The 26,969-nt window shown below is 64.7% G+C and carries 23 protein-coding genes; 12 read left to right on the top strand and 11 right to left on the bottom strand.

The genetic code is table 11. The features are described 5' to 3' along the window. The first annotated feature begins 8 nt into the window (after positions 1-8). The 5 genes from F759_RS0109835 to cobC are packed head-to-tail and all read left to right on the top strand — an operon-like array spanning position 9 to position 4,408. Positions 9-1,067: a FecCD family ABC transporter permease gene (locus F759_RS0109835; protein ID WP_027799699.1), complete on the top strand. Its 1,059-nt coding sequence runs from the start codon at positions 9-11 to the stop codon at positions 1,065-1,067. Continuing rightward, a complete protein-coding gene (locus F759_RS0109840) occupies positions 1,064-1,903 on the top strand; it encodes an ABC transporter ATP-binding protein (protein ID WP_027799700.1) in 840 nt (279 codons plus the stop codon). Before F759_RS0109835 ends, F759_RS0109840 begins: the two co-directional genes overlap by 4 nt. 36 nt (positions 1,904-1,939) lie before the next feature. Further along, positions 1,940-3,001 carry a nicotinate-nucleotide--dimethylbenzimidazole phosphoribosyltransferase gene (gene cobT, locus F759_RS0109845; RefSeq protein ID WP_027799701.1) on the top strand — a complete coding sequence of 354 codons (1,062 nt, stop codon included), beginning with the start codon at positions 1,940-1,942 and terminating at the stop codon, positions 2,999-3,001. A gap of 46 nt (positions 3,002-3,047) precedes the next feature. Continuing rightward, positions 3,048-3,833, top strand: coding sequence for an adenosylcobinamide-GDP ribazoletransferase (locus tag F759_RS0109850; protein WP_027799702.1), 786 nt, complete (start codon positions 3,048-3,050; stop codon positions 3,831-3,833). Further along, positions 3,818-4,408 (top strand): alpha-ribazole phosphatase, encoded by a 591-nt coding sequence (gene cobC, locus F759_RS0109855; protein WP_027799703.1) that lies wholly within the window; start codon positions 3,818-3,820, stop codon positions 4,406-4,408. Before F759_RS0109850 ends, cobC begins: the two co-directional genes overlap by 16 nt. 27 nt (positions 4,409-4,435) lie before the next feature. On the opposite strand, the gene F759_RS0109860 is transcribed toward cobC, so the two are convergent. From F759_RS0109860 to cobU, 4 genes are all read right to left on the bottom strand, one after another. Next, positions 4,436-5,356 (bottom strand): cobalamin-binding protein, encoded by a 921-nt coding sequence (locus F759_RS0109860; protein ID WP_027799704.1) that lies wholly within the window; start codon positions 5,354-5,356, stop codon positions 4,436-4,438. Between the two features lie 74 nt (positions 5,357-5,430). Next, positions 5,431-6,534, bottom strand: a complete 1,104-nt coding sequence (gene cobD / locus F759_RS37515) for a threonine-phosphate decarboxylase CobD (protein ID WP_084534232.1) — start codon at positions 6,532-6,534, stop codon at positions 5,431-5,433. Beyond that, on the bottom strand, positions 6,527-7,462 hold the full coding sequence (gene cbiB / locus F759_RS0109870) for an adenosylcobinamide-phosphate synthase CbiB (protein WP_027799705.1): 936 nt from the start codon (positions 7,460-7,462) through the stop codon (positions 6,527-6,529). Before cbiB ends, cobD begins: the two co-directional genes overlap by 8 nt. After that, positions 7,462-8,016, bottom strand: coding sequence for a bifunctional adenosylcobinamide kinase/adenosylcobinamide-phosphate guanylyltransferase (cobU, locus tag F759_RS0109875; RefSeq protein WP_027799706.1), 555 nt, complete (start codon positions 8,014-8,016; stop codon positions 7,462-7,464). Before cobU ends, cbiB begins: the two co-directional genes overlap by 1 nt. Before the next feature lie 346 nt (positions 8,017-8,362). On the opposite strand from cobU, the gene F759_RS0109880 reads away from it, so the two are divergent. Next, positions 8,363-9,823: a cobyric acid synthase gene (locus F759_RS0109880; RefSeq protein WP_209440481.1), complete on the top strand. Its 1,461-nt coding sequence runs from the start codon at positions 8,363-8,365 to the stop codon at positions 9,821-9,823. Positions 9,824-9,968: 145 nt separating this feature from the next. After that, complete coding sequence (locus F759_RS0109885; RefSeq protein ID WP_027799708.1) at positions 9,969-10,385, top strand: DoxX family protein; 417 nt, start codon at positions 9,969-9,971, stop codon at positions 10,383-10,385. A gap of 171 nt (positions 10,386-10,556) precedes the next feature. Here the strand turns inward: F759_RS0109885 and F759_RS0109890 are convergent, their stop codons facing one another. Beyond that, positions 10,557-10,976, bottom strand: a complete 420-nt coding sequence (locus F759_RS0109890; RefSeq protein ID WP_027799709.1) for a PaaI family thioesterase — start codon at positions 10,974-10,976, stop codon at positions 10,557-10,559. Between the two features lie 304 nt (positions 10,977-11,280). On the opposite strand from F759_RS0109890, the gene F759_RS0109895 reads away from it, so the two are divergent. Continuing rightward, the gene (locus F759_RS0109895) at positions 11,281-11,922 is read left to right on the top strand and encodes a ParA family protein (RefSeq protein ID WP_027799710.1); all 642 of its coding nucleotides are present in this window, start codon (positions 11,281-11,283) and stop codon (positions 11,920-11,922) included. Between the two features lie 246 nt (positions 11,923-12,168). On the opposite strand, the gene panD is transcribed toward F759_RS0109895, so the two are convergent. From panD to F759_RS0109915, 4 genes are all read right to left on the bottom strand, one after another. After that, entirely contained in the window at positions 12,169-12,555 is a 387-nt protein-coding gene (panD, locus tag F759_RS0109900) for an aspartate 1-decarboxylase (protein ID WP_027799711.1), read from the bottom strand. 53 nt (positions 12,556-12,608) lie between these two features. Next, on the bottom strand, positions 12,609-13,442 hold the full coding sequence (panC, locus tag F759_RS0109905) for a pantoate--beta-alanine ligase (RefSeq protein ID WP_027799712.1): 834 nt from the start codon (positions 13,440-13,442) through the stop codon (positions 12,609-12,611). Between the two features lie 232 nt (positions 13,443-13,674). After that, positions 13,675-14,550: a segregation and condensation protein A gene (locus tag F759_RS0109910; protein WP_027799713.1), complete on the bottom strand. Its 876-nt coding sequence runs from the start codon at positions 14,548-14,550 to the stop codon at positions 13,675-13,677. Positions 14,551-14,567: 17 nt separating this feature from the next. After that, entirely contained in the window at positions 14,568-14,753 is a 186-nt protein-coding gene (locus F759_RS0109915; protein ID WP_027799714.1) for a DUF3460 family protein, read from the bottom strand. A gap of 369 nt (positions 14,754-15,122) precedes the next feature. Here F759_RS0109915 and F759_RS0109925 point away from each other — a divergent pair, with 369 nt between their 5' ends. Further along, positions 15,123-16,955, top strand: coding sequence for an autotransporter assembly complex protein TamA (locus tag F759_RS0109925; RefSeq protein ID WP_027799715.1), 1,833 nt, complete (start codon positions 15,123-15,125; stop codon positions 16,953-16,955). A 28-nt stretch (positions 16,956-16,983) separates the two neighbouring features. Beyond that, complete coding sequence (locus F759_RS0109930; RefSeq protein WP_027799716.1) at positions 16,984-21,492, top strand: translocation/assembly module TamB domain-containing protein; 4,509 nt, start codon at positions 16,984-16,986, stop codon at positions 21,490-21,492. 141 nt (positions 21,493-21,633) lie between these two features. Here F759_RS0109930 and metG read toward each other — a convergent pair whose 3' ends face one another. Together metG and F759_RS0109940 are read right to left on the bottom strand one after the other, a co-directional pair. Beyond that, a complete protein-coding gene (metG, locus tag F759_RS0109935) occupies positions 21,634-23,772 on the bottom strand; it encodes a methionine--tRNA ligase (RefSeq protein WP_027799717.1) in 2,139 nt (712 codons plus the stop codon). A gap of 404 nt (positions 23,773-24,176) precedes the next feature. After that, positions 24,177-24,830: an OmpA family protein gene (locus F759_RS0109940; protein WP_027799718.1), complete on the bottom strand. Its 654-nt coding sequence runs from the start codon at positions 24,828-24,830 to the stop codon at positions 24,177-24,179. 386 nt (positions 24,831-25,216) lie between these two features. On the opposite strand from F759_RS0109940, the gene apbC reads away from it, so the two are divergent. Next, the gene (apbC, locus tag F759_RS0109945; protein WP_027799719.1) at positions 25,217-26,305 is read left to right on the top strand and encodes an iron-sulfur cluster carrier protein ApbC; all 1,089 of its coding nucleotides are present in this window, start codon (positions 25,217-25,219) and stop codon (positions 26,303-26,305) included. Positions 26,306-26,435: 130 nt separating this feature from the next. After that, a complete protein-coding gene (locus F759_RS0109950) occupies positions 26,436-26,969 on the top strand; it encodes a superoxide dismutase family protein (protein WP_027799720.1) in 534 nt (177 codons plus the stop codon).

Here is a 26,969-nt window from a genome sequence, read left to right on the forward strand (position 1 = left end):
GCGCGCCGATGAGCCGTCACTTAGGTTCGATGCCCGCCACTCTTCACGCGATGACTGCGAAGCGCGCCGCCGCAATCTGGCTCGTGCTTGCTGTCGTCGCGCTTGCCGTGTTGATGGCGTCGCTCGCATTGGGCAGCGTGGCTGTTGCGCCCGCACGCGTGATCGAGGCGCTTTCGCCGCTGCATGCGAGCGCGTCTGATGCAAGCTCTGCCGATCTCGCCGGCGAGATCGTGCGCACGCTGCGTTTGCCTCGCGCGGTGGCCGGTTTCGCTTGCGGCGCGTTGCTTGCATTGGCTGGCGCGCTGTTGCAAGTGCTGTTGCGCAATCCGCTCGCGGAGCCCTATGTATTAGGCGTATCGGGCGGGGCCGCGAGTTTCGCGCTGATTGCGATGATCGCCGGTTGCGCATGGTGGCTCGTCGATGCATCGGCATTCGCGGGCGCATTCGTGTCTATTCTTCTCGTGCTCGGCCTTGCGCGCCGCGAGTTGTGGCGCGGCGAACCGCAGGACACGTCGCCGCGTTTGCTGTTGACGGGCGCGGTAATCGCGGCAGGCTGGGGCGCACTGATTACCTTGCTGCTCAATCTCGCGCCCGACAATCGTTTGCGCGGCATGCTGTTCTGGCTGACCGGCGACCTCAATGGCAATGCGATGCCGTGGACTGCGCTTGCGGCCCTCGTCGTCGTATTGATTGCCATTGTGCCGGTTGCGCCGCGCCTGAATGTGCTGTTGCGAGGCGATGCCGCTGCGCAAGCGCTGGGCGTTGCAGTGATACCGCTGCGGTTGCGCGTCTATCTCGCGGCTTCGCTCGCTGCCGCCGCGGCCGTGACGACGGCGGGCACCATCGGCTTTGTCGGGCTCGTCGTGCCGCATATGCTGCGGCTCGCATTCGGCAACGATCAACGCATGCTGCTGCCCGCCGCCGCGCTCGGCGGCGGCGTCGCGGTGATGGGCGCCGATTTGATCGCGCGCCTCGTCATCGCGCCGGCGCAACTGCCGGTCGGCGTAATCACGTCGATCATCGGCGTGCCGGTGTTTCTGTGGATGCTGCTGCGCGCCCGCCGATGATGCCGACTGCGAACTTCGCGCATCCCTCGCTCAGCGCACAACGGGTGACGTTGCGTGCGGGCGCGCGCACCTTGCTCGACGCGTTCACACATACGTTCTATCCGGGCGAGATCTGGTGCGTGGCCGGTCCGAACGGTGCGGGCAAGACGACGCTGTTGTCCACGCTCGCGGGTTTGCGCGAACCATCGGCGGGGCATGTGGAGCTCGACGGCGTGCGCCTGGCCGGCTGGCACGCACGGCACCTTGCACAGCGTCGCGCGTTGATGCCGCAAAGCGCGCCCGACGCATTTAGCGCAACTGTGCTCGACATCGTGACGCTGAACCGCTTTCCGCATTTGACGGGCTGGGGTTGGGAGGGCGAGGCCGATCGCGAGGCCGCGCGTGCCGCGCTGGACTTGCTGGGACTCACAGCATTGGCCGCGCGAGACGTGCTGTCGCTGTCCGGCGGCGAACGTCAGCGCGTGGCGCTCGCGGCGGTGCTGTGTCAGCAGGCGCCGCTATTGCTGCTCGACGAACCTTTATCGCATCTGGACCTGCATCATCAGATCGACTGCCTGGAAGCGCTAAGCGAATGGGCGCGCGAGCCGGGGCGCACCGTGCTGTTTTCCTGTCACGACCTGAACCTCGCGCGCCGGTTCGCGACGCATGCGCTGCTTCTCGACGGCGCGGGCGCAGCTTACGCGGGGCGCGTGCACGAAGTATTGACGCCTGCGTTGACGAGCCGCGTATTCGGCTATCCGCTGATTCTGATTCGTGACGGCGAGCACGAGGCGCTCATTCCCGCGCCGCGTTCGCGTCAAGACTCCGCTTCCCATCATGATGTATCGGCAAGCTGACACTCAGAACAGAACATCACCTATCCTCAAGAACTCATGACTCTCTTCCCACCCCTGTCCGCCTTGCCCCAGGTAGAACCGCTCGATCAGACATTGAGCGCCGAACTTCAGCGCATCATCGATACGAAGACGAAGCCGCCCGGCAGTCTCGGCCGGCTCGAAACGCTCGCGCGTCAGATCGGGCTGATCCAGCGCAGTACGCATCCGAGCGTCGCGCGCCCCGCGCTGATCGTGTTCGCCGGCGACCACGGTATTGCGGCCGAAGGCGTCAGCCCCTACCCGCAAGCGGTGACCGCGCAGATGGTCGCGAATTTTCTCGCGGGCGGCGCAGCGGTGAATGCGTTGAGCCGCGTTGCGGGCATCGAACTGGAAGTCGTGAACGCCGGCATTGCGACGCCGCTGCCGCGCACCGATGAACTCATCGATATTCCGGTTGGCGCAGGCACGCGCAACTTCGCGCACGAACCTGCAATGACGCACGAGCAGGCGCTCGCGGCGCTGCAAGCCGGCGCGGCGCGCGTGCGGCACCACGCTGCGCTCGGCAGCAACGTGATCGGCTTCGGCGAAATGGGAATCGGGAACACGTCGGCGGCGGCGTGTCTGATGAGCCGCCTATGCGGCGTGCCGATCGACGAATGCGTGGGCCGCGGCACTGGCCTCGACGACGCGGGGCTCGCAAAAAAGCGCAACGTGCTCGCAGCGGCGCTCGCGCATCACGACGCATCCAACGCTCCGCTCGATGTGCTCGCAACGTTCGGTGGCTTCGAAATCGCGATGATGGCGGGCGCGTATCTCGCCGCGGCGCAAGCGCGAATGACGATACTCGTCGACGGCTTTATCGCCAGTTCGGCGCTGCTGATTGCCCATGCGCTCGCGCCTGACGTGCGCGAGTACTGCGTGTTCGCGCATGCGTCGAACGAGGCGGGACATCGGCGCATGCTCGATCATTTCGGCGCGTTGCCGCTGTTGTCGCTCGACATGCGGCTGGGCGAAGGCACCGGTGCCGCCCTCGCGGTGCCGCTGCTGCGCGCGGCCTGCGCGTTCATCAACGAGATGGCGAGCTTCGAATCGGCAGGCGTGGCAAATCGCGAAGCGTGAGCCGCTCGGCACATCGCTTTTCACATAACGTGTACGCGAGCCATATATGAATCCGCTGGCGGAACTGCGCTATTTTTTCACGGCCCTTGGTTACTTCACGCGCGTGCCCATGCCGCGCTGGGTCGGCTATGAGCCGCATTATCTGAACGCGGCGGCTCGCTATTTCCCGCTCGTCGGCGCGCTTGTCGGCGGCGTGAGCGCGCTTGTGTATCTGGCGGCGTTGCGCGTGTTTCCGGCGGGCGTTGCGGTGTTGTTGTCGATGGCGTCATCGCTATTGATAACCGGTGCGTTTCACGAGGACGGGCTCGCCGATTGCGTCGATGCGTTCGGTGGCGCCTATACGCGCGACGATGCATTGCGCATCATGCATGATTCGCGCATCGGCGCTTTTGGCGCTATCGCACTTGTGATCGCGCTTGCGCTGAAATGGCAAACGCTCGCCTCATTGCCTCCGATGCGCGCCGCAAGTCTGATGATTGCGGCCCATGCGGCAAGCCGCGCATGCGCGATCAGCTATCTGGCCACGCTCGACTATGTGCGCGCCGAAGGCAAAGCAAAGCCGGTCGCGCAGCGCCTAAGCGGCACGGCGTTGTTATGTGCCGCCGTCTTCGGATTGCCGTGGCTGTTGTGGCCGGACGGACCACGCGGGTGGCTCGCGGCCGACTGGCGCTTCGCGGGCGCGGCGCTTGCGATGCTACTCGCGTTGCGGTTCGCAATGGGCCGCTATTTCGTGAGGCGCATCGGCGGCTACACCGGCGATTGTCTCGGCTTCGCGCAGCAGATCTTTGAACTGAGCATCTATCTCCTGGGGCTCGCATGGATATCGTCCTGATCCGCCACCCCGCTGTCGCACTTGACGCGGGCGTGTGCTATGGCCACAGCGACGTTGCGCTCGCCGAGGCGGCCGACGTGTCGTCCGCGGCGCTCGCGTTGAGGCTCGCGAGCTTGCAGGTGCCGGCGCCACGCGTCGTGATGTCGAGTCCGCTTACGCGCTGCTCGGCCTTCGCCGTCGAAATGGCGAACGACTTTGGCTGCGTGCTGAGCCACGACGATCGTTTGAAGGAAATGAATTTCGGCGATTGGGAGGAGCGACGCTGGGACGCGATCGATCGCGAACTGCTCGACGACTGGGCGTCCAACTTCGAACACGCGCGCGCGCATGGCGGCGAGAGCGTTGCGCAGTTCGTCATGCGAGTGCGCGCATGGTTCGATGCCTACGCGCAGACTCGCGAACTCTCGCCGACGTATGTGGTCACGCATGCCGGCGTGATGCGCGCGATTGCCTCGTTCGCGCTCGACGTGCCGCTTGAACGTTGCTTGCGATGGTCGCTGGAAACCGCGGGCATTGTCTGGTTGCGCCGCGGCGATGAGGGGCAGCAGTGGTCGCTCGTGAAGTGGAACGCGTGAGCCGGGCGACGCTTCGCAAAACCCGCATTACTGCGCGTTTTGCTTGATGCGCGAGCGAGCGAGATCCAGATCCTCGCACAATTGCTTCGCGCCTAACGCGATTCGCGGCGCGGGCCGGTTGATGAGATCACCGTCAATGGCGAACAGGTTGTTATTCGCCACCGCCGCCAGACGTGGCCACGCGCGCCAAGCGCCGAGCTGCGGCAACGTGGTGTCGGGTCTCGTCGCGCCGGGCGCTGCGGTGACGATCGCTTCGGGATTCGCCGCGAGCACGGCTTCGGTCGAAACCGTCGGCACCAGCGGTTGCAGTCTCGCGAACACATTGCGGCCGCCGCATAGCTCGATGACGTCGCTAATCATATGCTCGCCGTTGAGCGTCATCAACGGTTGATCCCACACCTGATAAAACACGCTGACTGCTGGCCGTTTCGCGTATTGCGCTCGCAAACCCGCAATGTCTCGACGATATGCGGCGGCGGCTGCATCCGCGGTGGACGACGTGCCGAGCAAATGGCCGAGCTTCGTCAACGAGACCGCGATATCGTCGAGATGGTGCGGCTCGCTGAAGAACAACGGTATGTGCAACTCGCGCAGACGATCGAGTTGACGTTGCGCATTGCCATGCCGCCACACCACGATCAGATCGGGCTTCAATGCGACGATGCGCTCGAGATCGAGCGACTTGTTGTCGCCGACGCGCGGCAGTTGTTGCGCCTCGGGCGGATAGTCGCTGTACGACACGGCGCCCACCATCTTCGAGCCGCCCCCGGCCGCATATAGCAGTTCGGTGACATGCGGCGCGAGGCTGATCACGCGCTGCGCGGGTGCTGGCAGCGTGAGCACCGCGCCCGTGTCGTCGGTCACCGCGATGCCGGCTTGCGCGTGCAACGCAATGGCAAGCAGCGTGACGGCGACAGTGAGGCGGGGGAATCGTGTGAAAGGGATCATCGGGTCGAACGTCGAGTTTGCGTTGAGCGTATCAATGCTCTGCGATGTAGGTCAGCTTTGCAGTCGTCAAGGCGTCAGGCGCGCTCGCGCCGGTCAATCGTCTCAACTGCCGCGCGCATGCTGTAGGCAAGACGCGCCCATTCCTCTTCGCTCGCGGGCAAACCGAAACGTACGCTGCCTGGCGCTGCGAAAAGCCGCGTCCATACGCCGCGCGTGGCCAATGCTTCATGCAAGGCCGCGGCACGTGGATCGTCGGTCCATGCGAAGAGTGGTGTGCCGCGTGTGCGCATGCCGTGACCTTGCAGCAGATCGACGAGGCGCGCGCTGTCCGCTTCAAGCCGTGTGCGCATCTGCTGTTGCCAGGCGTGGTCCAGGAACGCGGCCTTCACGGCATGACGCGCGGGACCACTGACGGTCCACGCGCCGAGCATGCGGCGCAAGCTATCGAGCACTGTGGGCGAGCCCAGCACGAAACCGGCGCGAACGCCCGCGAGTCCGAAGAATTTTCCAGGCGAACGCAATACGATTAAGCCGTCGCGACCCACACAGGCTGCAAGCGAAGCGGCGGGCATCGTATCCGCGAACGCTTCGTCGACGAGCAGTGTGCCGCCGCGCACCCTTAACTGCGCGTGCCAATCCAGAAGCTTCGCCGCGCCCAGATGATCCGCAGTCGGATTGTTCGGATTCGCGACGATCACATGCGTGAGCGCATCGGGCAACACGTCGCACCAAACATCGAGCGGTATCACGCGATGGCCGGCCCGCTCGAACGCGGGCGCATATTCGCTGTAGGTGAGCGGCGCGACGCCGACCCCGGCACGCGGCAGCAACGCCGGCAGCGCGCGAATCGCCGCCTGGCTTCCGGCAACCGGCAATACATGCGCCGCATCCGGCGCGCCGTAGTAGCGCGCGGCGCAGTCGGCGAGACCGTCGCCTTCGTCGGGCAGGCGGCGCCAGGCGTCGGCGGGAACAGGCGGCACCGGATAGCCGTGCGGATTGATTCCCGTCGACAGATCGAGCCACTGCTCGTACGGAATGCGATAGCGTTCAGCCGCTTCGTGCAGATTGCCGCCGTGCACGATCGTCGCGCTGGATGACGCGCAGGCAGTCGGCGCTGCGCCAGCATTCGCGGGCTGTGTAATTTGATGTGAGCGTGGTTCCACCATTCGTTCAGACATGCAAGGGCACGCTCAGCAAGGCCAGTACGATCAGCACTGCGAGCCACAAGATCACCGTCCGTTCGACCAGTATCAACGCGGCCGTGATGTGAGCGGCCTTCGCGGGGTGCCCGAAGCCGAGCGTGGGGCGATGTTCGAGCGCGCCGTTATAAACCGCGGGACCGCCGATCAGCACGTTCAGACTGCCCGCGCCCGAGGCCATTACCGGGCCGGCGTTCGGGCTGTCCCAGCGCGGCGCCTGTTCGTGCCAGCAACGCCATGCCGTGCGCGTGTCGCCGAGCAGCGCGTAGCTCGCGGCGGTGAGGCGCGCGGGAATCCAGTTCAGCACGTCGTCGAGGCGAGCGGCGGCCCAGCCGAAGCGCAGATAGCGAGGCGTGCGGTAGCCCCACATCGCATCGAGCGTGTTGGCGAGACGAAATCCAAGCGCGCCCGGACCGCCCGCGATTGCAAACCAGAACAGCGCGCCGAAGATCGCATCGTTGCCGTTTTCGAGCGCCGATTCGACGGCGGCGCGCGACAGCGCCGCTTCGTCGGCATTGGCGGTTTCGCGCGAGACGATCCGCGCGGTCAGCAGGCGCGCTTCAGCGAGATCTCGATGCGCGAGCGCCCGTGCGATCGGCTCGATATGGTCGTGCAGGCTGCGCGCGCCGAGCGCGAACCACAGCAATGCAATGTGCACGGCACAGCCCGCGAAAAACGGCAGCACGGCGACGAGCCACCAGGCGACCAGCACCGGCGGCAGCACGGCGAGCGACCATGCGAGCAGTCCCTTGGGCCGCAGGCGGCTGCCGCGGTTGTAGTGCGCTTCGAGGCGCGCCGCCCATTTGCCGAAAGCCACCAGCGGATGAGCACCGCTCGGCTCGCCGATCCAGCGGTCGACGGCCACGCCCGCGGTCGCGAGCGTCACGATCAGAGGAAGCGAGAGCATCACGCGCCGCCTGCGGTTTTGAGGGTGAGCGGCAGGCCCGCGACCATCATCGTGGCCTGCGTGGAGAGCGCCGCGACGCGCTGATTCAGCCGCCCGAGTTCGTCCACGTAAAGACGCGTGGCCGCGCCGAGCGGCACCACGCCCAGGCCAATTTCGTTGCTGACCGCGATGATCTTGCCGCGAGCGTCGGCAAGCGCGGCCTCCAGTGCTTCGATACGGGCTTGATATTGATCGGACGGCAGGCCGTCGCCATCGGCGGGACACAGCAGGTTGGCGAGCCATAACGTGAAGCAGTCGATCAGCGTGCAATGCCCCGGCGCGTCGGCTTGCAAGACAGCGCCCGCGAGGTCGACGTCCGCCTCCAGCAACTGCCACTGTGCAGGACGCCGCGCACGATGATGCGCGATGCGCGCGGTGAATTCGGCGTCGCCGGTCATGCGTGCCGTGGCGATGTAGGTGACGGGCAGCGCGCTTTGAACGGCAAGCTGTTCCGCGTGCACGCTCTTGCCTGAGCGCGCGCCGCCGAGAACGAAGGTGAGGTCGCGGGAAATCATCGCGTGATTGTACCGGCGTGCAGCGCGGGGCGGCACGATGGGATAATGCGGCGAATGCCGGGCGCGATTGGCCTCAATTAACGGTAGGTGTCAATGCTGCCCGCTAATGGCGAACGTGATTCGTGGCCGCGATGAGTGGTCAGAATCGGTTGCTGCGATCGCGGCTGTGTCGTTTGGCGTCTGGCTGGTGCTCGCGCTTGCCCCCGCGCATGTGCGTTGCTCGCCTGTCGTTTGCCACTCTTGTTTGCCTGCCGCTCCACTAGTCCTTTCCATCGTCGAGTCCCACATTTCCGTGACCATCCATTCGATCTCGCATGACGCCGTATCCGTGCCGCGCGGCACGCTGATGATTCAGGGCACCACATCCGATGCGGGCAAGAGCACGCTGGTCGCCGGTCTATGCCGGCTCGCACGGCGCGCCGGTGTGCGCGTCGCGCCGTTCAAGCCGCAGAACATGGCGCTGAACAGCGCGGTGACCGTCGATGGCGGCGAGATCGGGCGCGCTCAGGCGTTGCAGGCAGTGGCCGCCGGCATCGCCGCGCACACGGATCTGAACCCTGTGCTGCTCAAGCCCACGAGCGATCGCGGCGCTCAGGTGATCATCCACGGCAAGGCGCGCATCAATCTCGACGCCCGCGCGTATCACGAGTACAAGCCGGTCGCTTTCGAAGCGGTGCTCGCGTCGTACGCGCGGCTGCAAGCGGCGTACGACACGATTTTCGTCGAAGGCGCGGGCAGTCCGGCCGAGATCAACCTGCGCGAGCGCGACATCGCCAACATGGGTTTTGCGGAAGCGGTCGACTGCCCAGTCGTGCTCGTGGCCGACATCGACAGAGGCGGGGTGTTCGCGCATCTGACAGGGACGCTTGCATGTCTGTCGGCGAGCGAGCAGGCGCGCGTGCGGGGTTTCATCATCAACCGTTTTCGCGGCGATATTGGACTGCTGAAGCCGGGCCTCGACTGGCTCGAAGCGAAGACCGGCAAGCCGGTGCTGGGCGTCGTCCCGTATCTGCACGGTCTGACGCTCGACGCCGAGGACATGCTGCCGCCCGAACTGCGCGCGGCGCAGCGCAGCGACTCGGCCCGCACGTTGCGCGTGGTCGTGCCGGTGCTGCCGCACATCAGCAACCACACGGATTTCGACGCGCTGCGCGCGCATCCGCAGGTCGATTTTCATTACGTGCGAAGCGGCATGCCGCCGCCGCCCGCGGACTTGATCATCCTGCCGGGGTCGAAAAACGTACCTGGCGATCTGGCTTTTTTGCGCGAGCAAGGCTGGGACGCGGTGCTGCAACGGCATTTGCGCTATGGCGGCCGCGTGATCGGCATCTGCGGCGGGATGCAGATGCTCGGGCGCGAGGTCGCCGATCCGCACGGTGTGGAAGGCGTGCCGGGAATGTCGGCGGGCTTGGGCTGGCTCGACTACTCGACGGTGCTCACGCGCGAAAAGACGCTGAAGAACGTGACCGGCCGCCTCGCGTTGCCGGGCTCGCCGGAGGTGGGCGGTTACGAGATCCATATGGGAGAAACGCGGGGACCGGCGCTGGAATCGCCGGCGCTGCGCCTGGGGCAGCCGGGCGACGCGCGTCCCGACGGCGCTATTTCCGCCGATGGCCAGATTCTCGCGACCTATGTGCACGGCCTGTTCGATACGTCGGCCGCCTGTGCGGCGCTGCTGGCCTGGGCCGGATTGAGCGACGCAGACGCTATCGACTATCCGGCATTGCGCGAAGCGTCGCTGGATCGGCTCGCCGACACGCTGGCCGAACATCTGGATCTGGCGAAGTTGATGGCTACCGTAGGTTGATGCTCGAATCTGCCGCACCTGGGATTGCATCCTGAAGGAAATAATCAAAGCCAGAAAGACGGTTTTTAGCTTTTCTGGGTTCGAATAGAGTGTCGGACATCGACGGCTTTCTCCCAAGCCGTCCTCTTTTCATCAAGGATTCGTCATGAACTCGAACCGCTCCGCCGATCTGGCGGCTCTGATTCTGCGTGTCGCGCTTGGCGTGCTGTATCTCGCGCACAGCCTGCAAAAGATTTTGGTGTTCACGCTGCCAGGCACCGCACAGTTCTTCGTCTCGCTCGGCCTGCCGGGATGGCTGGGCTATGTGACTGCGTTCGTCGAACTGATCGGCGGTATTGCGCTGTTGCTGGGCGTGCAGGTGCGCTGGGTCGCGCTCGTGCTGCTGCCGTTCATGCTCGGTGCAATGTCGGCGCATTGGCATAACGGCTGGGGTTTCGGCTCGCCGCATGGCGGCTGGGAATATCCGGCGTTCTGGGCGGTGACGCTCGTCGTGCAGTCGTTGCTCGGCAGCGGCGCATTCGCGCTGCGCGGCGCGAATGCGCCGCGCGCGGCGACTGTTTGAATCGCGCCCGGCGGTAGTGTGCGTGCGGCCTTGGCGTCGCCGCATCTGTTTGCAAAGCCCGTCAGGTTGGGCAATGCGAAAAAAAGCACGCGCCGTCAGGTCGCGTGCTTTTTTGTGGCGAGTGCGCCTCGTCGCGCTTCTTGCGGTTTCCCGCGGTTCTCTTAATACCTCTCAATACAACACGATCTGTGTGCAACGGAACAGGGCGATCGTCTTACCGTTCGGATCGGTGACCGTCGCGTCCCAAACCTGCGTGCTGCGGCCGAGATGCACGCCCTTGGCCACCGCGCGGATCGTGCCTTCGGTCGCCGTGCCGAGAAAGTTGCTTTTCAGCTCGACGGTCGTGAAGTTGCGCGCCGTTTCCGGCAGATGCGCGAGGCAAGCGTAGCCGCAAGCCGTGTCCGCGAGACCGATTATCGTGGCCGCGTGCAGAAAACCGTTCGGCGCCAGCAGTTCCGCCCGCACCGTCAATTCCGCGGTCAACATGCCTTCATCGAGCGACAGCACACGCACGCCCAGCAAGCCTGGCAGCCTGCCTTGCTGGCGTTCGTGCAGGCGTTCGACGGTGTATTCCGGCCGGAGTTTGCTCATGAATTAGCTTCCTGAAAAGGGTGAATCGGTGATGGAGGGCGACTGATTAGCCATTCGGGGGCTTCGGCCTCGCTGCATTTGTCGATATTATCAACGGCTGGATCGGCGCACGGAATCAAACCTGTGCAAATCGGCGCGTCGGCATACCGGGCAGGCGGAAGAATCGGGCTAGAAAGATCCAAGCAGAAGGTTCCAGGCAGAAAGTTGAAGGCGGAACGCTCAGGCGGAAAAGCTTGGGCAGAAAGCTCAAGGTAAAGCGCGGCAAACCGGCTGGCGTCGTCCAGTCTTCTTTCCGGGAGTATTCATGACGGTAATCGTGGTGGCGAATCCGAAGGGCGGCGTGGGCAAAAGCACGCTGTCGACCAATCTGGCCGGCTATTTCGCCGCAACCGGCGAGTGGGTTGCGCTCGCCGATCTCGACAAGCAGCAGTCATCGCACGCGTGGCTGTCATTGCGGCCGGACACGCTGCCGGCCATCGAGACGTGGGAGGTCAATCCGGAGACGCCAGTCAAACCGCCAAAGGGCCTCGAGCGCGCGATTGTCGATACCCCGGCCGGCTTGCACGGCAATCGCATGAATATCGCACTCGAACTGGCCGACAAGGTCATCGTGCCGCTGCAGCCGTCCATGTTCGATATTCTGGCTACGCAGGAATTCCTCGAACGGCTAGCCAAGGAAAAGGCGGTCAGGAAAGGTGCGATCGAAATCGGCGTGGTCGGCATGCGCGTCGATGCGCGCACGCGCTCGGCGGAGCAACTGCATCGCTTCGTCGAGGGACTGAAGCTGCCGGTGCTTGGCTATCTGCGGGACACCCAGAACTACGTGCAACTGGCGGCGCACGGGCTGACTTTGTGGGACGTTGCCAAAAGCCGGGTGGAGAAGGATCTGGAGCAGTGGCAGCCGATCATCGAGTGGACGAATGGGGCCGGCAAGAAGGTGGGATGACGGCGGGGCTTGCAGTGAGGGTTGAGTGTGGCCAGAAGTGTCGCAGTCGGGCGGAGGAGACCGGAAACTAGCCGGAAGTCGGCCGTAGCCAGCCGTAGCCCGCCAGAGCCAGCCGAGCCCGCCAGAGCCAGCCGTAGCAAGGCGGCATGGCTGTCCGCTTCAACCGGGCGCGCGGCGCTGAGCCGGGCCAAACATCTGTCCCGAAGAGACCGCCGCGCCCGGTTGCAAAAAAGCGAGCGGCCTCGTTCAGGTCCAGTTCTGGGTAGGCACGTGGTCGCGGCTGCCCTTGATCTTATTGTTCTGGTCGACAAACACCAGGTCCGGCTTCCAGCCGGCCTTCAACTCCGCTTCGTCGACCACCGCGAAGGCCGCGATGATCACCAGATCGCCCAGTTGCGCGCGCCGCGCCGCCGAGCCGTTCAACGAAATCATGCCGCTGCCGCGCTCGCCCTTGATCGCATAGGTCGAGAAACGCTCGCCATTGTTGATGTTCCAGATGTCGATCCGTTCGTTTTCGACAATGTTCGCCGCTTCAAGCAGGTCTTCGTCGATCGCGCACGAGCCTTCGTAGTGCAGCTCGCAGTGCGTGACCGCGACGCGGTGAATCTTAGACTTCAGCATGTTGCGTTGCATGGCCAATCAATCTTTGTAGCTTCTTAGGCGTGTCTGCGCGGTACGAGACAGTTTCAGATTTCGAGGTTATCGATAAGACGCGTCGCGCCAAGTTTGGCGGCCGCCAGCACCACGAGTTCCGCGTTCGCGTCTTGCGGACCCGGTGGCAGCAGATTCGAGCGCTTGCGCACCGCGATATAGTCGGGTTGCCAGCCGCGTGCGGTCAGCGTTGCCATTGCCGCGCGCTCCAGCGCCGCGAAGTCGCGCTCGCCCGCGAGCACCGCGTCGCGAACGCGATTGAGCTCGGTCGCCAGCACCGGCGCCTCCGCGCGCTCGGCCGCCTGCAGATAGCGATTGCGCGAGCTGAGCGCAAGGCCGTCGGTATCGCGCACGGTTTCGGCCGCGATGATGTCGGTCGGCAGCGCGAACTGGTGGCACATGCGGCGCACGATCATCAACTGCTGGTAGTCCTTCTTGCCGAACACCGCCACGCGCGGCTGCACGCATGACATGAGCTTCATCACGACGGTGCACACGCCCTGGAAGAAGCCCGGCCGGAATTCCCCCTCGAGAATGTCGCCCAGATCGTGCGGCGGGTGCACGCGATATTCCTGCGGCTCCGGATACAGATCGCGCTCGGTCGGCGCGAACAGCACGTAGACGTTTTCCTTCTGCAGCTTCTCGATGTCGGCCTCGAGCGTGCGCGGATACTTGTCGAAGTCTTCGTTCGGCCCGAACTGCAGACGATTGACGAAGATGCTCGCCACTACCGGATCGCCGTGCTGGCGCGCGAGGCGCATCAGCGACAGGTGCCCCTCGTGCAGATTGCCCATCGTCGGCACAAACGCAGTGCGATTCTGGCCACGCAACTGGTCGCGCAATTCATGGATCGAGCTGATGACTTTCATGATCGGACAGGGATTCCTCGCACGGCGCGAGACTGGGTTGACGCAAAGGCCTCAGGCAATTGCGCGGCCCGCGGCCTCACTGGTAATGACAGGATCGAAGCGCGGGATTGTAGTGGATTTGTCCGCCGCACGCACCGAAACGAGGCCTGATCGGCCATTCCGGAGCATGAAGGCCCGGCTGGCTGCTGCGCCGAAGCCGGCATCGGCGTGGACGGCGTCAGCGGCGTCAGTTTCAGGCCGGCAAATAGGCGAGGCGCACATAGATAGGTGCGAACGGCTCGGCCTGAGTGATTTCGATGAGCGATTCCCGGCACAGCTCGAGCATCGCGATGAAGTTCACGACCACGACCGGCACGCCCTTGCTTGTGTCGAACAGGTCGGAGAACTCGATGAAGCGCGCGTTCTGGAGTTGCCGCAGGATCGAACTCATATGCTCGCGCACGGACAGTTCCTCGCGCGAAATCTTGTGATGCTGGACGAGCTTTGCGCGCTTGATCACGTCGGCCCAGGCGGCGCGCAGATCTTCGCTGTTCACGTCTGGAAAGCGCGGCGTGATGCTTTGCTCGATATACACCTCGGCGCGCAGGAAGTCGCGCCCGAGTTGCGGCAGCTGGTCGATGCGCTGTGCGGCAAGCTTCATCTGCTCGTATTCCAGCAGGCGCCGCACCAGTTCCGCGCGCGGGTCTTCGGCTTCCTCGCCGCTGTCTGCCTTCTTCACGGGCAACAGCATGCGCGACTTGATCTCGATCAGCATTGCGGCCATCAGCAGATATTCGGACGCGAGTTCGAGATTGGTCTGGCGCAACTGGTCGACGTAGCCGAGGTATTGCACCGTGACATCCGCCATTGGAATGTCGAGCACGTTGAAGTTCTGCTTGCGGATCAGGTACAGCAACAGATCCAGCGGTCCCTCGAACGTTTCGAGGAACACTTCGAGCGCGTCCGGCGGGATGTACAGATCGGTCGGCAGTTTGAAGAGCGGCTCGCCGTACAGGCGCGCGAAGGCGATACCGTCGACGGTGTCGGGCGTCGAATCGGTGGCGGGCGCGGCAAGCGCGGCGTCGGACGGAGCCGGCGGCGCGCCGTGTGCCTCGTCGGCGTGACTCATCGGTTGCGGCGACGCGTTCAGAAGTTCTGGTAATACGAGTAAGGCGTTTGTTCGATGCGCGAGGCTTTCTGCTCGGCGCGCTCTTCCAGGTCGATCGGCTGTTTGTCCCACAGCAAGGCCCGGCCGCGGCGTTGCTCGGCTTCGAGGCTGGGCTTCTGTTGCTTGAGCTGATTCAGGAACTGGGTGATGTCCGATTGATACATGGCTCGACGTCCGTGGTTAGGAAAATGGCGGCTTCGCATTGGCATTGCTCAAGGCGCGGGGCCGCTGCTATTGCCGTAATTTTAGCGCATGCGCCGCGCGCGGTCGAAAAACCCCGTCGGCGGCGCACGCATCGTATGCGATATTCCGCTCGGCGTGCGTTGCTGGAACCCGCGTGTCGTGCCACGCGTCAAAGGCGGGCACATCGAAGGCGTGCGCGTGGGCCGCGCCATGCGCCGCAGCTGCGTTCGCGGGTGAATTCAGAGCGTGCGTTTAGAGGTAGCGCGGCGCTGCCGATGTGGTCAAATAGCGAGCTTCGGCGGCACTGCGCCCGAACGACAAAATTCATCAACTATGGCCGGAGGTCCTGCTTGGCGGGGTGTGCGATCGAAAAACCGCATCGGCGGCGCGGCGATACCGGCGGGGGCCGTGGTCCCACGCTGCTGCGGCGCTGGCTGCGCGCGTGGCTCGCCTTCAGCATCGTGATGTTGACGCTGGCGGGCGGCTCCGCCCACGCGGCGCGCGCGGCGGCGAGCTACAAGGTCGATGTGGAAGCCTCGCCGCGCTCGCTGCGCAAGCTGCTCGAAGAGCACCTCGATATTGCGCGCTTCGCGAAGCGTCCCGACATCAGCGGCGACCAGTTCGAATTTCTGATCACGGCGACGCCGCAGCAGGTGCGCGATCTCGCCGCCACTCAGGGCTACTTCACGCCGGTTGTACGCACGGACGTGCGCACGGTCGAGAACACCAGGCGCGTCACCGTGAGCGTCGATCCGGGACGGCAAACCGTCATCACGTCGATCTCACTGTCGTTCCGCGGCCCGGTGCTGACCGAAGATCCGGCGCAGGAAAACGCCGCGCGCTTCGCGTTTTCGCTGCACGAAGGCGATGCCTTTTCGCAGGGCGGCTGGGACGACGCGAAAAACGCCTCGCTCAAGGCGTTGCAGGCGCGCCGCTATCTGGGCGCGAAGATTTACCACTCCGAGGCGCGCGTCGATCCGCGGACGCACGAGGCCACGCTGTCGGTCGCGTATGAAAGCGGGCCGACTTTCACGATGGGCAAGCTGGACGTATCGGGCCCGCGGCGCTATCCGGAACAGATCGTCGACAATGTGAATCCGATCTCGGTGGGCGACATCTACGACGTGCAGCGCATCGCCGAATTGCAGCGGCAGTTGCAGAACACGCCGTACTACGCGAGCGTCGCCATCGACGTGGACAGCGACCCGGAAAAGCCCGTCGAAACGCCGCTGCATGTGAAGGTATCGGAGTATCCGTACAACAGCATTCGCGGCGGCGTCGGCTACTCGACGGATAACGGTGCGCTCGTGCAGGGCGCGTACTCATATCTGAACACGTTCGGCAAGGCATGGCCGTTTACCATCGACGGCCGCATCGATCAGGTGCAGCAGTACGGCCAGATTCAGCTTGCGATGCCGCCGGGACCCCGGGCGTGGACCAATAGTGTGCTGGCGTCCTACACGACCACGGACGTTTCCGACACGCGCATCTACAGCATCCGCGGCGGTGTGCAGCGTACTCGCACGTCGCAATTCATCGACTACACGTACGCGCTTCTGTTCTATCAGGATCGGCTCGACCAGAACGTGGGCGCGCCCACGACGAGCCGCGCGCTGGTGCCGTCATGGTCGTGGACCCGGCGCAATACCGACGACCCGCTGTTCCCGCGCAAGGGCAACCTGATCCACGTCGAAGCCGGTTTCGCGGTGAAGGGCGTGCTCACCGACCAGACCTTCATTCGCGGGTACGCCCGCGGTCAGCAGTACATGCCGATCGGCAAGCAAGACCTCATGGTGTTTCGCGCCGAACTCGGCGGCGTGTTTACGAGCGGGAGTTCGAGCGGCATTCCGGCTTCGCTGCTGTTTCGCGCCGGCGGCTCGAATTCGGTGCGCGGCTATGGTTACCAGAGCATCGGTAACACGGTTCAGGGTTCGGTGCTGCCGACCAAATATCTCGTGACGGCGTCGGCGGAATACCAGCACTGGTTCACGCACGACTGGGGCGCGGCGGCGTTCTTCGACGTCGGCACGGCCACCGATACCTGGGGCGAGAAAGTGTTTTATCCGGGCGTGGGCGTCGGCGCACGCTGGCGCAGCCCGGTGGGCCCGGTCAATGTCGACGTGGCGTACGGCATCCGAAACAAAAGTGTGCGGCCCTATCTGACGCTCGGTATCGCCTTCTGATGGCAACCTTCTTGTACGCGAACCACGCATGACCACGGACGATTCCGCCCAAGCTCCCGCACAGCCGCCGGGCAATCAGCCGCCGGGCGCGCAACCGCCGGGGCCGCCCGGATCGCCCGGGCAGCCGCCAGCGAAGCGCCGCAGCGCAGGCCGCCTGCTGCTGAAAACGCTCGCGTGGACGGTCGCTGTGCTGGTGTTGCTGATCGCGTTGGCGCTCGGCCTGCTGTACGGCGCACTCACCACCGAGCGCGGCACGGCGTACGCGTGGCAGGCGGCGGTGAAGCTATTGGGCGGCAAGCTGAGCGGCACGCTCGAAGGCGGCGCGCTCGCCAATGGCGTGCGGCTGCGCGCTGTGCGCTGGCGCGCGCTCGACGGCAGCGGCACAGACATCCAGATCGACAGTGTGACCGGCCGTTGGCGGCTCTCTCGCGAACCTTGGCGTTTCACCATCGACTATCTGCATGTCGGCACGGTGGATGCGCGCATCGGCGCTTCGTCGCCCAGCAGCAACGAGCCGCTGAAGCTGCCGCAGGATCTGCGCTTGCCGATGCAACTCGAGATCCGGGACGTTCAGGTGGACAAGCTGTTGTTGCGCCAGGGCACGTCGACGACCGAGTTCTCGCACTTCGCTTTTCAGGGCCGCAGCGACGGGCGTCATCACGAGGCCGCGGTCGAACGGCTCGATACGCCGTTCGGCGCGGTGACGGCGTCGGCGAAACTCGACGGCGTCAAGCCGTTTCCGCTAACCGGCGATGTTAGTTATTCCGGCAAGGTCAACGACGAAGCCGTGCAGGTTGGCGGGCATCTGAGCGGCTCGCTGGCGAACCTCGTCGCCGAGCTCGACGCGAGCGGGATGAAGCTTGCCGGGCACGCGCAGATCGAGGCGACGCCGTTCGGCGATGTGCCGCTCAAACGCGCGACGTTGACTTTCGATCACGTCAATCCGCAGGCGTTTGCGCCGGGCGCACCGCTTGCCGATCTGGCCGTGCGGGCGGAGTTGCAGCCGGTGGGGCAGGAGGCGGGTCCGGGCGATGCCGCTGGCGGCAGTAGTGTAGCGAGCGGTAGCAATGTGGGGAGCGCTGTCGGTGCCGGCGGTGCGGACAGCGCCAGCGGCGCCGGGAACACCGGCAACGCGAGCAACACCAGCAACACCAGCAACACCAGCAACACCGCAGCCGCAAACGCGAACAGTGCAACCAACGCCATCCACGGGGCCAGCAATGCGAGCGCGACCACTCCACCCGGCCCCGCGCAACGCCCCATCGCGGAACATCCCGCAATCGCCGACCAGAATCGCACCGCCGACAAAACCACCCCTGGCTTCGCAGTCGCCGGCCACGTCTCGATCGTCAACGCCCGCCCCGGCGCCATCGATCAGAACCTGCTGCCGCTCATTGACGCCAGCGCCAATGTGCGCCTCGACGCCCACGCGCAGAGCATCTCGAACCTCGCCGTGCGCCTCGTGAAGAGCGCTACGCTGACGGGTAGCGGCTCGCTGGCCGGCAAACGCGGCCAGTTCGATCTGAAGGTTGCCGGCCTGGACCTCAACGCGTTTCAGGCGACGGTGCGTCCCACGGAGCTTTCCGGCCCGATCGCGATCCGGCTCAACGACGATATCCAAAGCGTCACCCTCGATCTGGCCGATCCGAAAGCGGAGCTGCGCGCGCAGGGCAAGCTGACGATGGACCCCGCGCGGCTCAGCTTCAACGACGTGCGCATCACGTCGGGCAAGGGCCGCATCGACCTGTCCGGCGCGCTCAAGCACGACGCGAATTCCAGCTACAACCTGAAGGCGCAGCTCACCGATTTCGACCCGTTGACGCTGACCTCGCAGATGCCGTCCCGCACGCCGGTCAAGGGGCCCGCCGTGCCGCAGAGCGCAGCGAAAGCCAAGCTGTCGGCGCAGGCCGCGGCGCAAGCGGGCAGCACCGCTGGCGCGAAAAGCGCAGCCCCTGCCGACAAAGCCGCGGCTGCCGTCAGGAACACCGGCAAGGCCGTCGTCAAGAAAGAGGTGATCGAGCGCAAGACGCCCGCGCCGAAACGCGCCGCGCCGCCCGCGCGCAAGATCGAGGCAAGAGTGAACGGCACGCTCTCCGCGACCGGCATGCTTGCCCCGGTGTTCACCACCAAAGCCGAATTCAAACTGGGCCCGAGCGTCTACGACGGCCTGCCGCTAACCGGCGGCGGCACCGTGCAACTGGCGGGCTCGCGGATTCTGCCGAGCCGCGCGAACCTGTCGGTGGCGGGCAACCAGGTGGATTTGCAAGGCAGCTTCGGCGCGCGCGGCGACCGCTTGCGCTTCCATATCGACGCACCGGCGCTCGAGCGCCTCGGCTTCGGCCTCGCTGGGCTCGTCGCTGCCGACGGCGACCTCACCGGCTCATTCGAGCATCCGAATGTGGTGCTGAACTACAAGGCCGACAGCGTCGTGTTGAGCAGCAACCGCATCGGCCATGCGGAAGGTCATGCGGAACTGCGCGACGGCGCGAACGGCCCGCTCGTCTTCACGACGGACGCCCGCAACGTGAGCGCGGGCGGCGTCGATCTTGCCACACTCACAGCGCGTCTGACCGGCACGCGCGCCAGTCATTCGCTCGAAGCCACAGCTACGGGCAAGCTGCAGGACCGTCCGCTGGATCTGACGCTCGCGGCCAACGGCAAGCTCACCGAAGCGCGCGACGGCACTCATTGGGATGGTACGGTGACGCGTCTGCAAAACCGCGGCACACCCGCCTTGAACCTCGAGTCGCCGCTTGCGGTGAGCGCGGGGCCGCGCCGCCTGACGCTCGGCGCGACACGATTGACGCTCGAAGGCGCGGTGCTGAGCCTCAAGTCATTCGCGTTCGACCACGGCAAGGTTCAATCGGCGGGCAGTCTGACCGGCATTTCGGTCGCGCGTCTGCAGGACTTGCGGCACGAGATCACCGGCACGCCGCCGGCCGTCAAAACCGATTTGATATTCGACGGCGACTGGGACTTCGCGCTCGGCAGCACCGCGAGCGGTCATATCCAGCTGAAGCGCCGCAGCGGCGACGTTACGGTTGAGATCGGCCGCGGGCTGGCGTCGCTGGGTATTACGGATATCGCCGCGCGCGCCGAGTTCAGCGGCGGCAATCGCCTGAACGCGACGGTGCATGCGCAGGCGAGCCGTATCGGCGTGATCGACGCCGATGCGCACACCACGCTCGTCGCGCGCGACGGCTTTCTCACCGTCAACGAGGAGGGCGCGCTTACCGGCAATGTCAACGCGAATGTGCCGTCGCTGAAAACGACCGGCGGGCTGTTCGGTCCGAGCTATCTGCTCGACGGCCATCTTGCGCTCAAGCTCGCGCTCGGCGGGACGGTGGCGAGACCTAACCTGACCGGCTCACTGCTCGGCGACGAACTCTCCGCCACGCTCGTCGATCAGGGCGTGCAGTTGAAGGACGGCGTCGTACGCATCGCGCTGTCGCAAAACCTCGTGGACTTCCAGCAGGTCGAGTTTCACGGCGCGAGCGGCACATTGCGGGCGACCGGCCGCGTGCGTCTCGACGGCGCGCAACCGGATCTGACCGCGAGCATCGTCGCGGACAAGCTCGAACTCTTTGCCGCGCCGGATCGCAATTTGTCGCTGACGGGCAGCGCTAGCGTCGCCAACGCGGGCGCGCAGGGCGGCATGGCGATCAACGGCAAATTCGTCGTCGATCACGCGCTGTTCGATATGCCGGAGCAATCGGCGCCCAAGCTCGGCGACGACGTGGTGGTCGTGCGCCCTGACGGCACCGTGGCCGGCGAGCGGCCACGGCCGGTGCCGGGCACCAATAAGCCGATCGGCCCGTTCGCGCCGCGCGCGAACATCGACATCGGCCTCGGCAACAGCTTCCGCTTTCGCGGGCAAGGCGCCGACCTCGGCCTGACCGGCACCATTACCGCGATGAGCGCGCCGAACCTGCCGCTGCGCGCAGTTGGCAACGTACGTGTGACGCCGGGCTCGACCTACACGGCATTCGGCCGCAAGCTCAATATCGAGAACGGCTTCTTTACATTCAACGGTCCAGTGGCGAATCCCGGCATCAACATTCTGGCCATGCGCCGCAATCAGCAGGTGGAGGCAGGCGTGCAGGTGACGGGCACGGTGAACTTCCCGGTCGCGAAGCTCGTGTCCGAGCCGAACGTGCCGGATAACGAAAAGCTCTCGTGGCTGCTGTTTGGCCACGGCACGGATCAGGGCAACAACCTCGGTCAGCAGAGCACGATGACAACGGCGCTCGCGCTACTCGGCAGCGCGAGCGGCAAGCGGATTGCGCAGACTTTCGGTCTCGACGAGTTTTCGATTGGCCGCAGCGAAGTCGGGCTGACCGATCCGCAGGTCGTGATGGTGTCGAAGGCGATCAACGAATGGCTCGTGATCGGCTACGAGCAGGGGCTGCAATCGGCGAGCAATGCGATCAAGGCGACGGTCAACCTGACGCGCTACTGGTCGGTCGCGGCCTATGGCGGCACCTTCGACGGACTCGAGCTGCTCTATACGCGGCGCTACGACCGGATCAAGTGGTGACGTGCTTCGGGCGGCGCGGGCTGTCCTGGACAGTGCAATGCCCTGCGCATAAAGAGAAGCAGCAGGCGCAAAAAAACGGCACGCCTTTTACAGCGTGCCGTTGTGCTTGTTGCGGTTAAACCCTGGATAGGCGTTTGCGCGTTACTTCACCCGCATGCCCGGCTTTGCGCCGCTGTGCGGTTCGAGCACGTAAAGGCCGGGTTCCGCTTTCTCGTCCGCCGCCGATGCCGCCAGCACCATGCCTTCCGACAGGCCAAACTTCATCTTGCGCGGCGCGAGGTTCGCGACCATCACCGTCAGCTTGCCGATGAGCTGCTCCGGCTGATATGCCGACTTGATGCCGGAAAACACGTTGCGCGTTTTTTCCTCGCCGACATCCAGCGTGAGTTGCAGCAGCTTGTCCGAACCTTCGACCGCCTTGCAGTCGACGATCTTTGCCACGCGCAGATCGATCTTCGCGAAGTCGTCGATCGAGATGACTTCGGGCGTTTCGTCCTTGCCCGCCGCGGCGGTCTTCGCAGCCTTCGACCTGGCGTTGGTATCCGCGCCCGGTGCGCCCGCTTCCGGCGTGGCTTGCAGCGAGTCGCGATTGGCCGCGAGCAAAGTTTCGATCTGCTTCGGATCGACGCGCGTCATCAGATGCTTGTATGCATTGATCGGACGCGCCGAACTGAGCGGCACGTCGGCGTCGGCCCAGACGAGCGGCTCGATGCCGAGGAACGCTTCGACCGCTTCCGCGAGCTTCGGCAGCACCGGCTTGAGCGCAAGCGACAGCAGGCGGAACGCCTCGATGCTCACGCTGCAGGTTTCGTGCAGCGCGACGGCGTTCGCCGGGTCTTTCGCCTGATCCCAAGGCTTGGCCGTGTCGACGTAGGCGTTGACCGTATCCGCCAGTTCCATCGTCTGACGCAGCGCACGGTTGTACTCGCGGGCCTCGTAGTTCGCGGCGATGTGCGGCACGGCGGCGCGCAGCGACGCAAGCAGCGGATGCTGCATCGCGCTGTCCTGCACGCGGCCGTCAAAGCGTTTCATCAGGAAACCCGCGGCGCGGCTCGCGATATTCACGTACTTGCCGACCAGATCGCTGTTCACACGCGCCTGGAAGTCGTCGAGGTTCAGGTCGAGGTCTTCCATCGTGCTGTTCAGCTTGGCCGCGAAGTAGTAGCGCAGCCATTCCGGATTGAGCCCCGTATCGATCACGCTTTGTGCAGTGATGAACGTGCCGCGCGACTTCGACATCTTCGCGCCGTCCACGGTCAGAAAGCCGTGCGCGAACACGTTGGTCGGCGTGCGGTGGCCGGAAAACTCGAGCATGGCCGGCCAGAACAGCGTGTGGAAATACAAAATGTCCTTGCCGATGAAGTGATACTGCTCGGCCTTCGAGCCTTGCCGAACCCACGCGTCGAAGTCTAGCCCGCGCTTTGCCGCGAGGTTCTTGAAGCTCGCGTAGTAGCCGACTGGTGCATCCAGCCACACGTAGAAATACTTGCCCGGCGCGCCCGGAATTTCAAAGCCGAAATACGGCGCGTCGCGCGAAATGTCCCAGTCGGCGAGCTTGGCTTCGCCGGCGTCGCCGAGCCACTCGCGCATCTTGTTGGTCGCTTCCGGCTGGGCGAGGCCGCCCACCCACGCGCGCAGGAAGTTCTCGCAGCGTGGGTCGGACAGGCGGAAGAAATAATGCGTCGAGGTCTTGCGAATCGGCGTGGCGCCCGAGACTACCGAATACGGATTGAGCAGTTCGGTGGGCTGATAGGTCGAGCCGCATACTTCGCAGCTGTCGCCGTACTGGTCCTTCGCGCCGCATTTCGGGCATTCGCCCTTGATGAAGCGGTCCGGCAGGAACATTTCCTTGACCGGATCGTACGCCTGCTCGATATCGCGCGCCTCGATGAGGCCGGCTTCCTTCAGCGCGAGGTAGACGTTCTCGCTCAGCACGCGGTTCTCTTCGGAATCGGTCGAATAATAGTTGTCGAACGAAATGCCGAAGCTGTCGAAATCCCGCTTGTGCTCCTGCCACACGCGGTCGATCAGCTGCTTCGGCGTCAAGCCTTCCTTTTCCGCGCGCAGCATGATTGGCGTGCCGTGCGTGTCGTCGGCGCCCACGTAGTAGACCTCGTGCCCGTGCATTCGCAGCGCGCGGACCCAGATATCCGTCTGGATATATTCGACCAGATGGCCAATATGAATTTGCCCGTTCGCATACGGAAGGGCCGACGTGACGAGAATCTGGCGGCGGCCCGACGGCGTGCCTGCGAGGAGATCGTTTGCGGGTGCTGACATAAGGATGGTGGGAGCCTGCGGTGGGACGAAAGGTCGATTCTAGCAGGGCGCCCGCGCGCGGGCTGCCGCGCGGTGGCTACTTTGCCGCGCTGCATTGGGCGGTGCGAAAAGCGAGCGCCCAAAAAAAACCGGGGCGATTAACCCCGGAGCAACAACGACAAGAGGAGAATGGTAACGCGGCGGCTTCGCCAGCCACGTACCGTAAAGAAAGACAGCGGATTTTCGGGAGAGTTCGATAATTTTTCGCCCTCGCGAGAAAATTTCCGCGCTGCATTTTTTACGGCTTCGTCACTACCGGGCCGTCGGCCAGAAGTTAACCGGACCGGCGACGCCGGTCAGGCCAGCAGGCCGACGCTGTGCGCCTCCGGCCCCCAATTTCCCTGCGCGTGTGTCGCGCGTTGCCGTTACTGCGTGGTGTGCTGAGCCGTGGCGCGCAGATAGATTTCCACGCGACGGTTAGCTGCACGACCGGCTTCCGTATTGTTGTCGGCGATCGGCTGGTTCTGGCCCATGCCTTCTGCCGACAGACGCTGCGGCGCGACGCCGCGTTGCGCGAGGTAGCCCGTCACGCTTTGCGCGCGATTGACCGACAGCGTCTGGTTATAAGCCGGCTGGCCGGTGCTATCCGTATGGCCGACCACTTGAGCGACCACCTCCGGATTCTGCTGCAGCGTTTGCGTCAGCTGATCCAGCACCGGCGCGAACGACGGCTTGATCGCGTAGCTGTTGGTGTCGAACGTGACCGAACTCGGAATGTTCAGCTTGAGCGAGCCGTCCGGCTGCTCGGTGATCTGCGTGCCGGTGCCCTTGGTGGCGCCCGACAGCTTGTTATGAATGGCTTGCCAGTTGTAGCCGGTGATGCCGCCCACCGCAGCGCCGACGCCGGCGCCAATCGCCGCGCCCTTGCCGCCGCCGAAAATCGCGCCCAGCGCCGCGCCGGTGCCGGCGCCCACGCCCGTACCAACGGCCGTGTTGGTGCCCTGTTGGCTAGCGCAGCCTGCCAGCACGGAGCCGGCAACGGCCAGAACGGCCAGGCGAGTCATGATTTTTGCATTCATTTTTAATTCCTCTCGAGTGAAGCGAACAACGCGCATAAAGCGCGCAAGTAAAGCATTCCATAGTGTTAAGCCTAGGCGGCGAACGCCACGGCAGCAAAGCAGACTGCTCGTCAATACGAGAAACGCAGGCGGAAAACGCAGGCGGAAACCCAAAGCCGTTCTTCAGTCCCGGTCCGACAGTGAAGAAGGGTCTTCCGGCAGCGCTCGACGCGAGCCACTACAATAAAGCCTGGCGCACGCAGCGATGCGGCCCCACGGCGGTTCGCCTGCCCGAAGGGTGCCCGGCACGCCTGGTTTTCGCAATGCTGCCTAACAATTTCTTGCAATTTCCGGCGCGTGGCCGAGACTTCGATCCGCCGCGCCGCGGGGTTCCCCTTGGAGTGTCAATGAGTATCGATCGGGCTTTGGTCGACGCTGCCCTCGCAGCCGTCACTGACTCCAACACCGGCCGGCCGTATGCCGCTGCCAGGAACATTAAAAACGTCGCCGTGGAGGGTGACACGGTTAGCGTCGCAGTGGTACTCGGCTATCCGGCCATGCGTCAGTTCGACGCTATCCGCAAGCAGTTCGCCGACGCGTTGCGGACCGTGCCCGGCGTGGCGCAGGTGCACATCCAGGTGTCGCAGGAAATTGCCGCGCATACGGTGCAGCGCGGCGTGAAACTCTTGCCGAACGTTAAAAATATCGTGGCCGTTGCGTCGGGCAAGGGCGGCGTCGGCAAGAGCACGACTGCCGTGAACCTCGCGCTAGCGCTGGCTAGCGAGGGCGCGTCGGTCGGCATACTGGACGCCGATATCTACGGACCGTCGCTGCCCTTGATGCTCGGCATCGAAGGGCGCCCCGAATCGCCGGACGAGAAGACCATGAATCCGATGACGGGCCACGGCTTGCAGGCCAACTCCATCGGCTTTCTGATCGAGCAGGATAACCCGATGGTGTGGCGCGGCCCGATGGCCACGTCCGCGCTCGAACAACTGCTGCGGCAGACGAACTGGCGCGATCTGGATTACCTGATCGTCGACATGCCGCCGGGCACCGGCGACATTCAATTGACGCTCTCGCAACGCGTGCCCGTGACCGGCGCCGTGATCGTCACGACACCGCAGGACATCGCGCTGCTCGACGCACGCAAAGGCTTGAAAATGTTCGAGAAAGTCGGCATTCCGATTCTCGGCATCGTCGAGAATATGGCCATGCATATCTGCTCGAATTGCGGCCACGAAGAGCATATTTTCGGCTCGGGAGGCGGCGGGCGCATGGGCAAGGAGTATGGCGTCGACGTGCTCGGCAGCCTGCCGCTCGACATTGCGATTCGCGAGCAGACCGACTCCGGCCGACCGACCGTCGCGGCCGATCCGCAAGGGCGCATCGCGGAAATCTACCGCTCGATCGCGCGTAAGATGGCGGTTCATATTGCCGAGCGCGCCCGCGACATGACTTCGAAGTTTCCCAACATCGTCGTGCAAAACACCTGACGAACCGTTCCAGCGACGGGCAGCGGCGGGGCCGGAGCGTCTATTTGCGGCAGGTCTCGCGGTATCATGTCGACTTCACAGGTTCGGCCCGGCGGCCGCAGGGGCGGCCGCCAGCCGGCAAGAGGATCGCATGGGAAAACGAATCGACGGGCAGGCGGTGCATGCCTTCATCGTCCTCGCTGCCAGCAGTGTGCTGTTATGCGGCTGCAGCGCCTTCCTGAGACCACAGGAAAAGCGCGCCGACGCGCAGTTGCTGCCCACCGTGGGCAATCAGGCGCGCGGCCTCGTTACGTTCATCGAGCGCTCGGATGGCGTGCAGGTCACCTACAATCTCGCGGGCTTGCCGCCCAATAGCGATCACGCGCTGCAAGTTCATGAGCGCGGCGACTGCAACGCCACCGACGGCTCCAGCGCCGGCCAGGTGTTCTCGCCAGCCGCTGAGCGCCTGAAAGCGGGCGCGCGCGTGGAAGGCGATCTCGGCAACATTCATGCGGATGCAAACGGCGTGGCGACGGGTTTCATCGTTGCTCCAGATGTGTCGCTCGACGGTATCCGCTCGGTCCTGCAGCGTGCGGTGCTGCTGCACCACGACGCAACCGACCCCTACGCCTATCCGCAGCATGGCGCGGGTCCCGCGCTTGCTTGCGGTTTGATCCGCCAATGA

The sequence above is a fragment of the Paraburkholderia dilworthii genome, assembly GCF_000472525.1.
Taxonomy (GTDB): Bacteria; Pseudomonadota; Gammaproteobacteria; order Burkholderiales; family Burkholderiaceae; genus Paraburkholderia; species Paraburkholderia dilworthii.

Bases quoted from the DNA above. Each gene is read 5' to 3' on its own strand.
- F759_RS0109835 (WP_027799699.1), top strand. From the start codon at position 9: ATGAGCCGTCACTTAGGTTCGATGCCCGCCACTCTTCACGCGATGACT.
- F759_RS0109840 (WP_027799700.1), top strand. From the start codon at position 1,064: ATGATGCCGACTGCGAACTTCGCGCATCCCTCGCTCAGCGCACAACGG.
- cobT (WP_027799701.1), top strand. From the start codon at position 1,940: ATGACTCTCTTCCCACCCCTGTCCGCCTTGCCCCAGGTAGAACCGCTC.
- F759_RS0109850 (WP_027799702.1), top strand. From the start codon at position 3,048: ATGAATCCGCTGGCGGAACTGCGCTATTTTTTCACGGCCCTTGGTTAC.
- cobC (WP_027799703.1), top strand. From the start codon at position 3,818: ATGGATATCGTCCTGATCCGCCACCCCGCTGTCGCACTTGACGCGGGC.
- F759_RS0109860 (WP_027799704.1), bottom strand. From the start codon at position 5,356: ATGATCCCTTTCACACGATTCCCCCGCCTCACTGTCGCCGTCACGCTG.
- cobD (WP_084534232.1), bottom strand. From the start codon at position 6,534: ATGTCTGAACGAATGGTGGAACCACGCTCACATCAAATTACACAGCCC.
- cbiB (WP_027799705.1), bottom strand. From the start codon at position 7,462: ATGCTCTCGCTTCCTCTGATCGTGACGCTCGCGACCGCGGGCGTGGCC.
- cobU (WP_027799706.1), bottom strand. From the start codon at position 8,016: ATGATTTCCCGCGACCTCACCTTCGTTCTCGGCGGCGCGCGCTCAGGC.
- F759_RS0109880 (WP_209440481.1), top strand. From the start codon at position 8,363: ATGATTCAGGGCACCACATCCGATGCGGGCAAGAGCACGCTGGTCGCC.
- F759_RS0109885 (WP_027799708.1), top strand. From the start codon at position 9,969: ATGAACTCGAACCGCTCCGCCGATCTGGCGGCTCTGATTCTGCGTGTC.
- F759_RS0109890 (WP_027799709.1), bottom strand. From the start codon at position 10,976: ATGAGCAAACTCCGGCCGGAATACACCGTCGAACGCCTGCACGAACGC.
- F759_RS0109895 (WP_027799710.1), top strand. From the start codon at position 11,281: ATGACGGTAATCGTGGTGGCGAATCCGAAGGGCGGCGTGGGCAAAAGC.
- panD (WP_027799711.1), bottom strand. From the start codon at position 12,555: ATGCAACGCAACATGCTGAAGTCTAAGATTCACCGCGTCGCGGTCACG.
- panC (WP_027799712.1), bottom strand. From the start codon at position 13,442: ATGAAAGTCATCAGCTCGATCCATGAATTGCGCGACCAGTTGCGTGGC.
- F759_RS0109910 (WP_027799713.1), bottom strand. From the start codon at position 14,550: ATGAGTCACGCCGACGAGGCACACGGCGCGCCGCCGGCTCCGTCCGAC.
- F759_RS0109915 (WP_027799714.1), bottom strand. From the start codon at position 14,753: ATGTATCAATCGGACATCACCCAGTTCCTGAATCAGCTCAAGCAACAG.
- F759_RS0109930 (WP_027799716.1), top strand. From the start codon at position 16,984: ATGACCACGGACGATTCCGCCCAAGCTCCCGCACAGCCGCCGGGCAAT.
- metG (WP_027799717.1), bottom strand. From the start codon at position 23,772: ATGTCAGCACCCGCAAACGATCTCCTCGCAGGCACGCCGTCGGGCCGC.
- F759_RS0109940 (WP_027799718.1), bottom strand. From the start codon at position 24,830: ATGAATGCAAAAATCATGACTCGCCTGGCCGTTCTGGCCGTTGCCGGC.
- apbC (WP_027799719.1), top strand. From the start codon at position 25,217: ATGAGTATCGATCGGGCTTTGGTCGACGCTGCCCTCGCAGCCGTCACT.
- F759_RS0109950 (WP_027799720.1), top strand. From the start codon at position 26,436: ATGGGAAAACGAATCGACGGGCAGGCGGTGCATGCCTTCATCGTCCTC.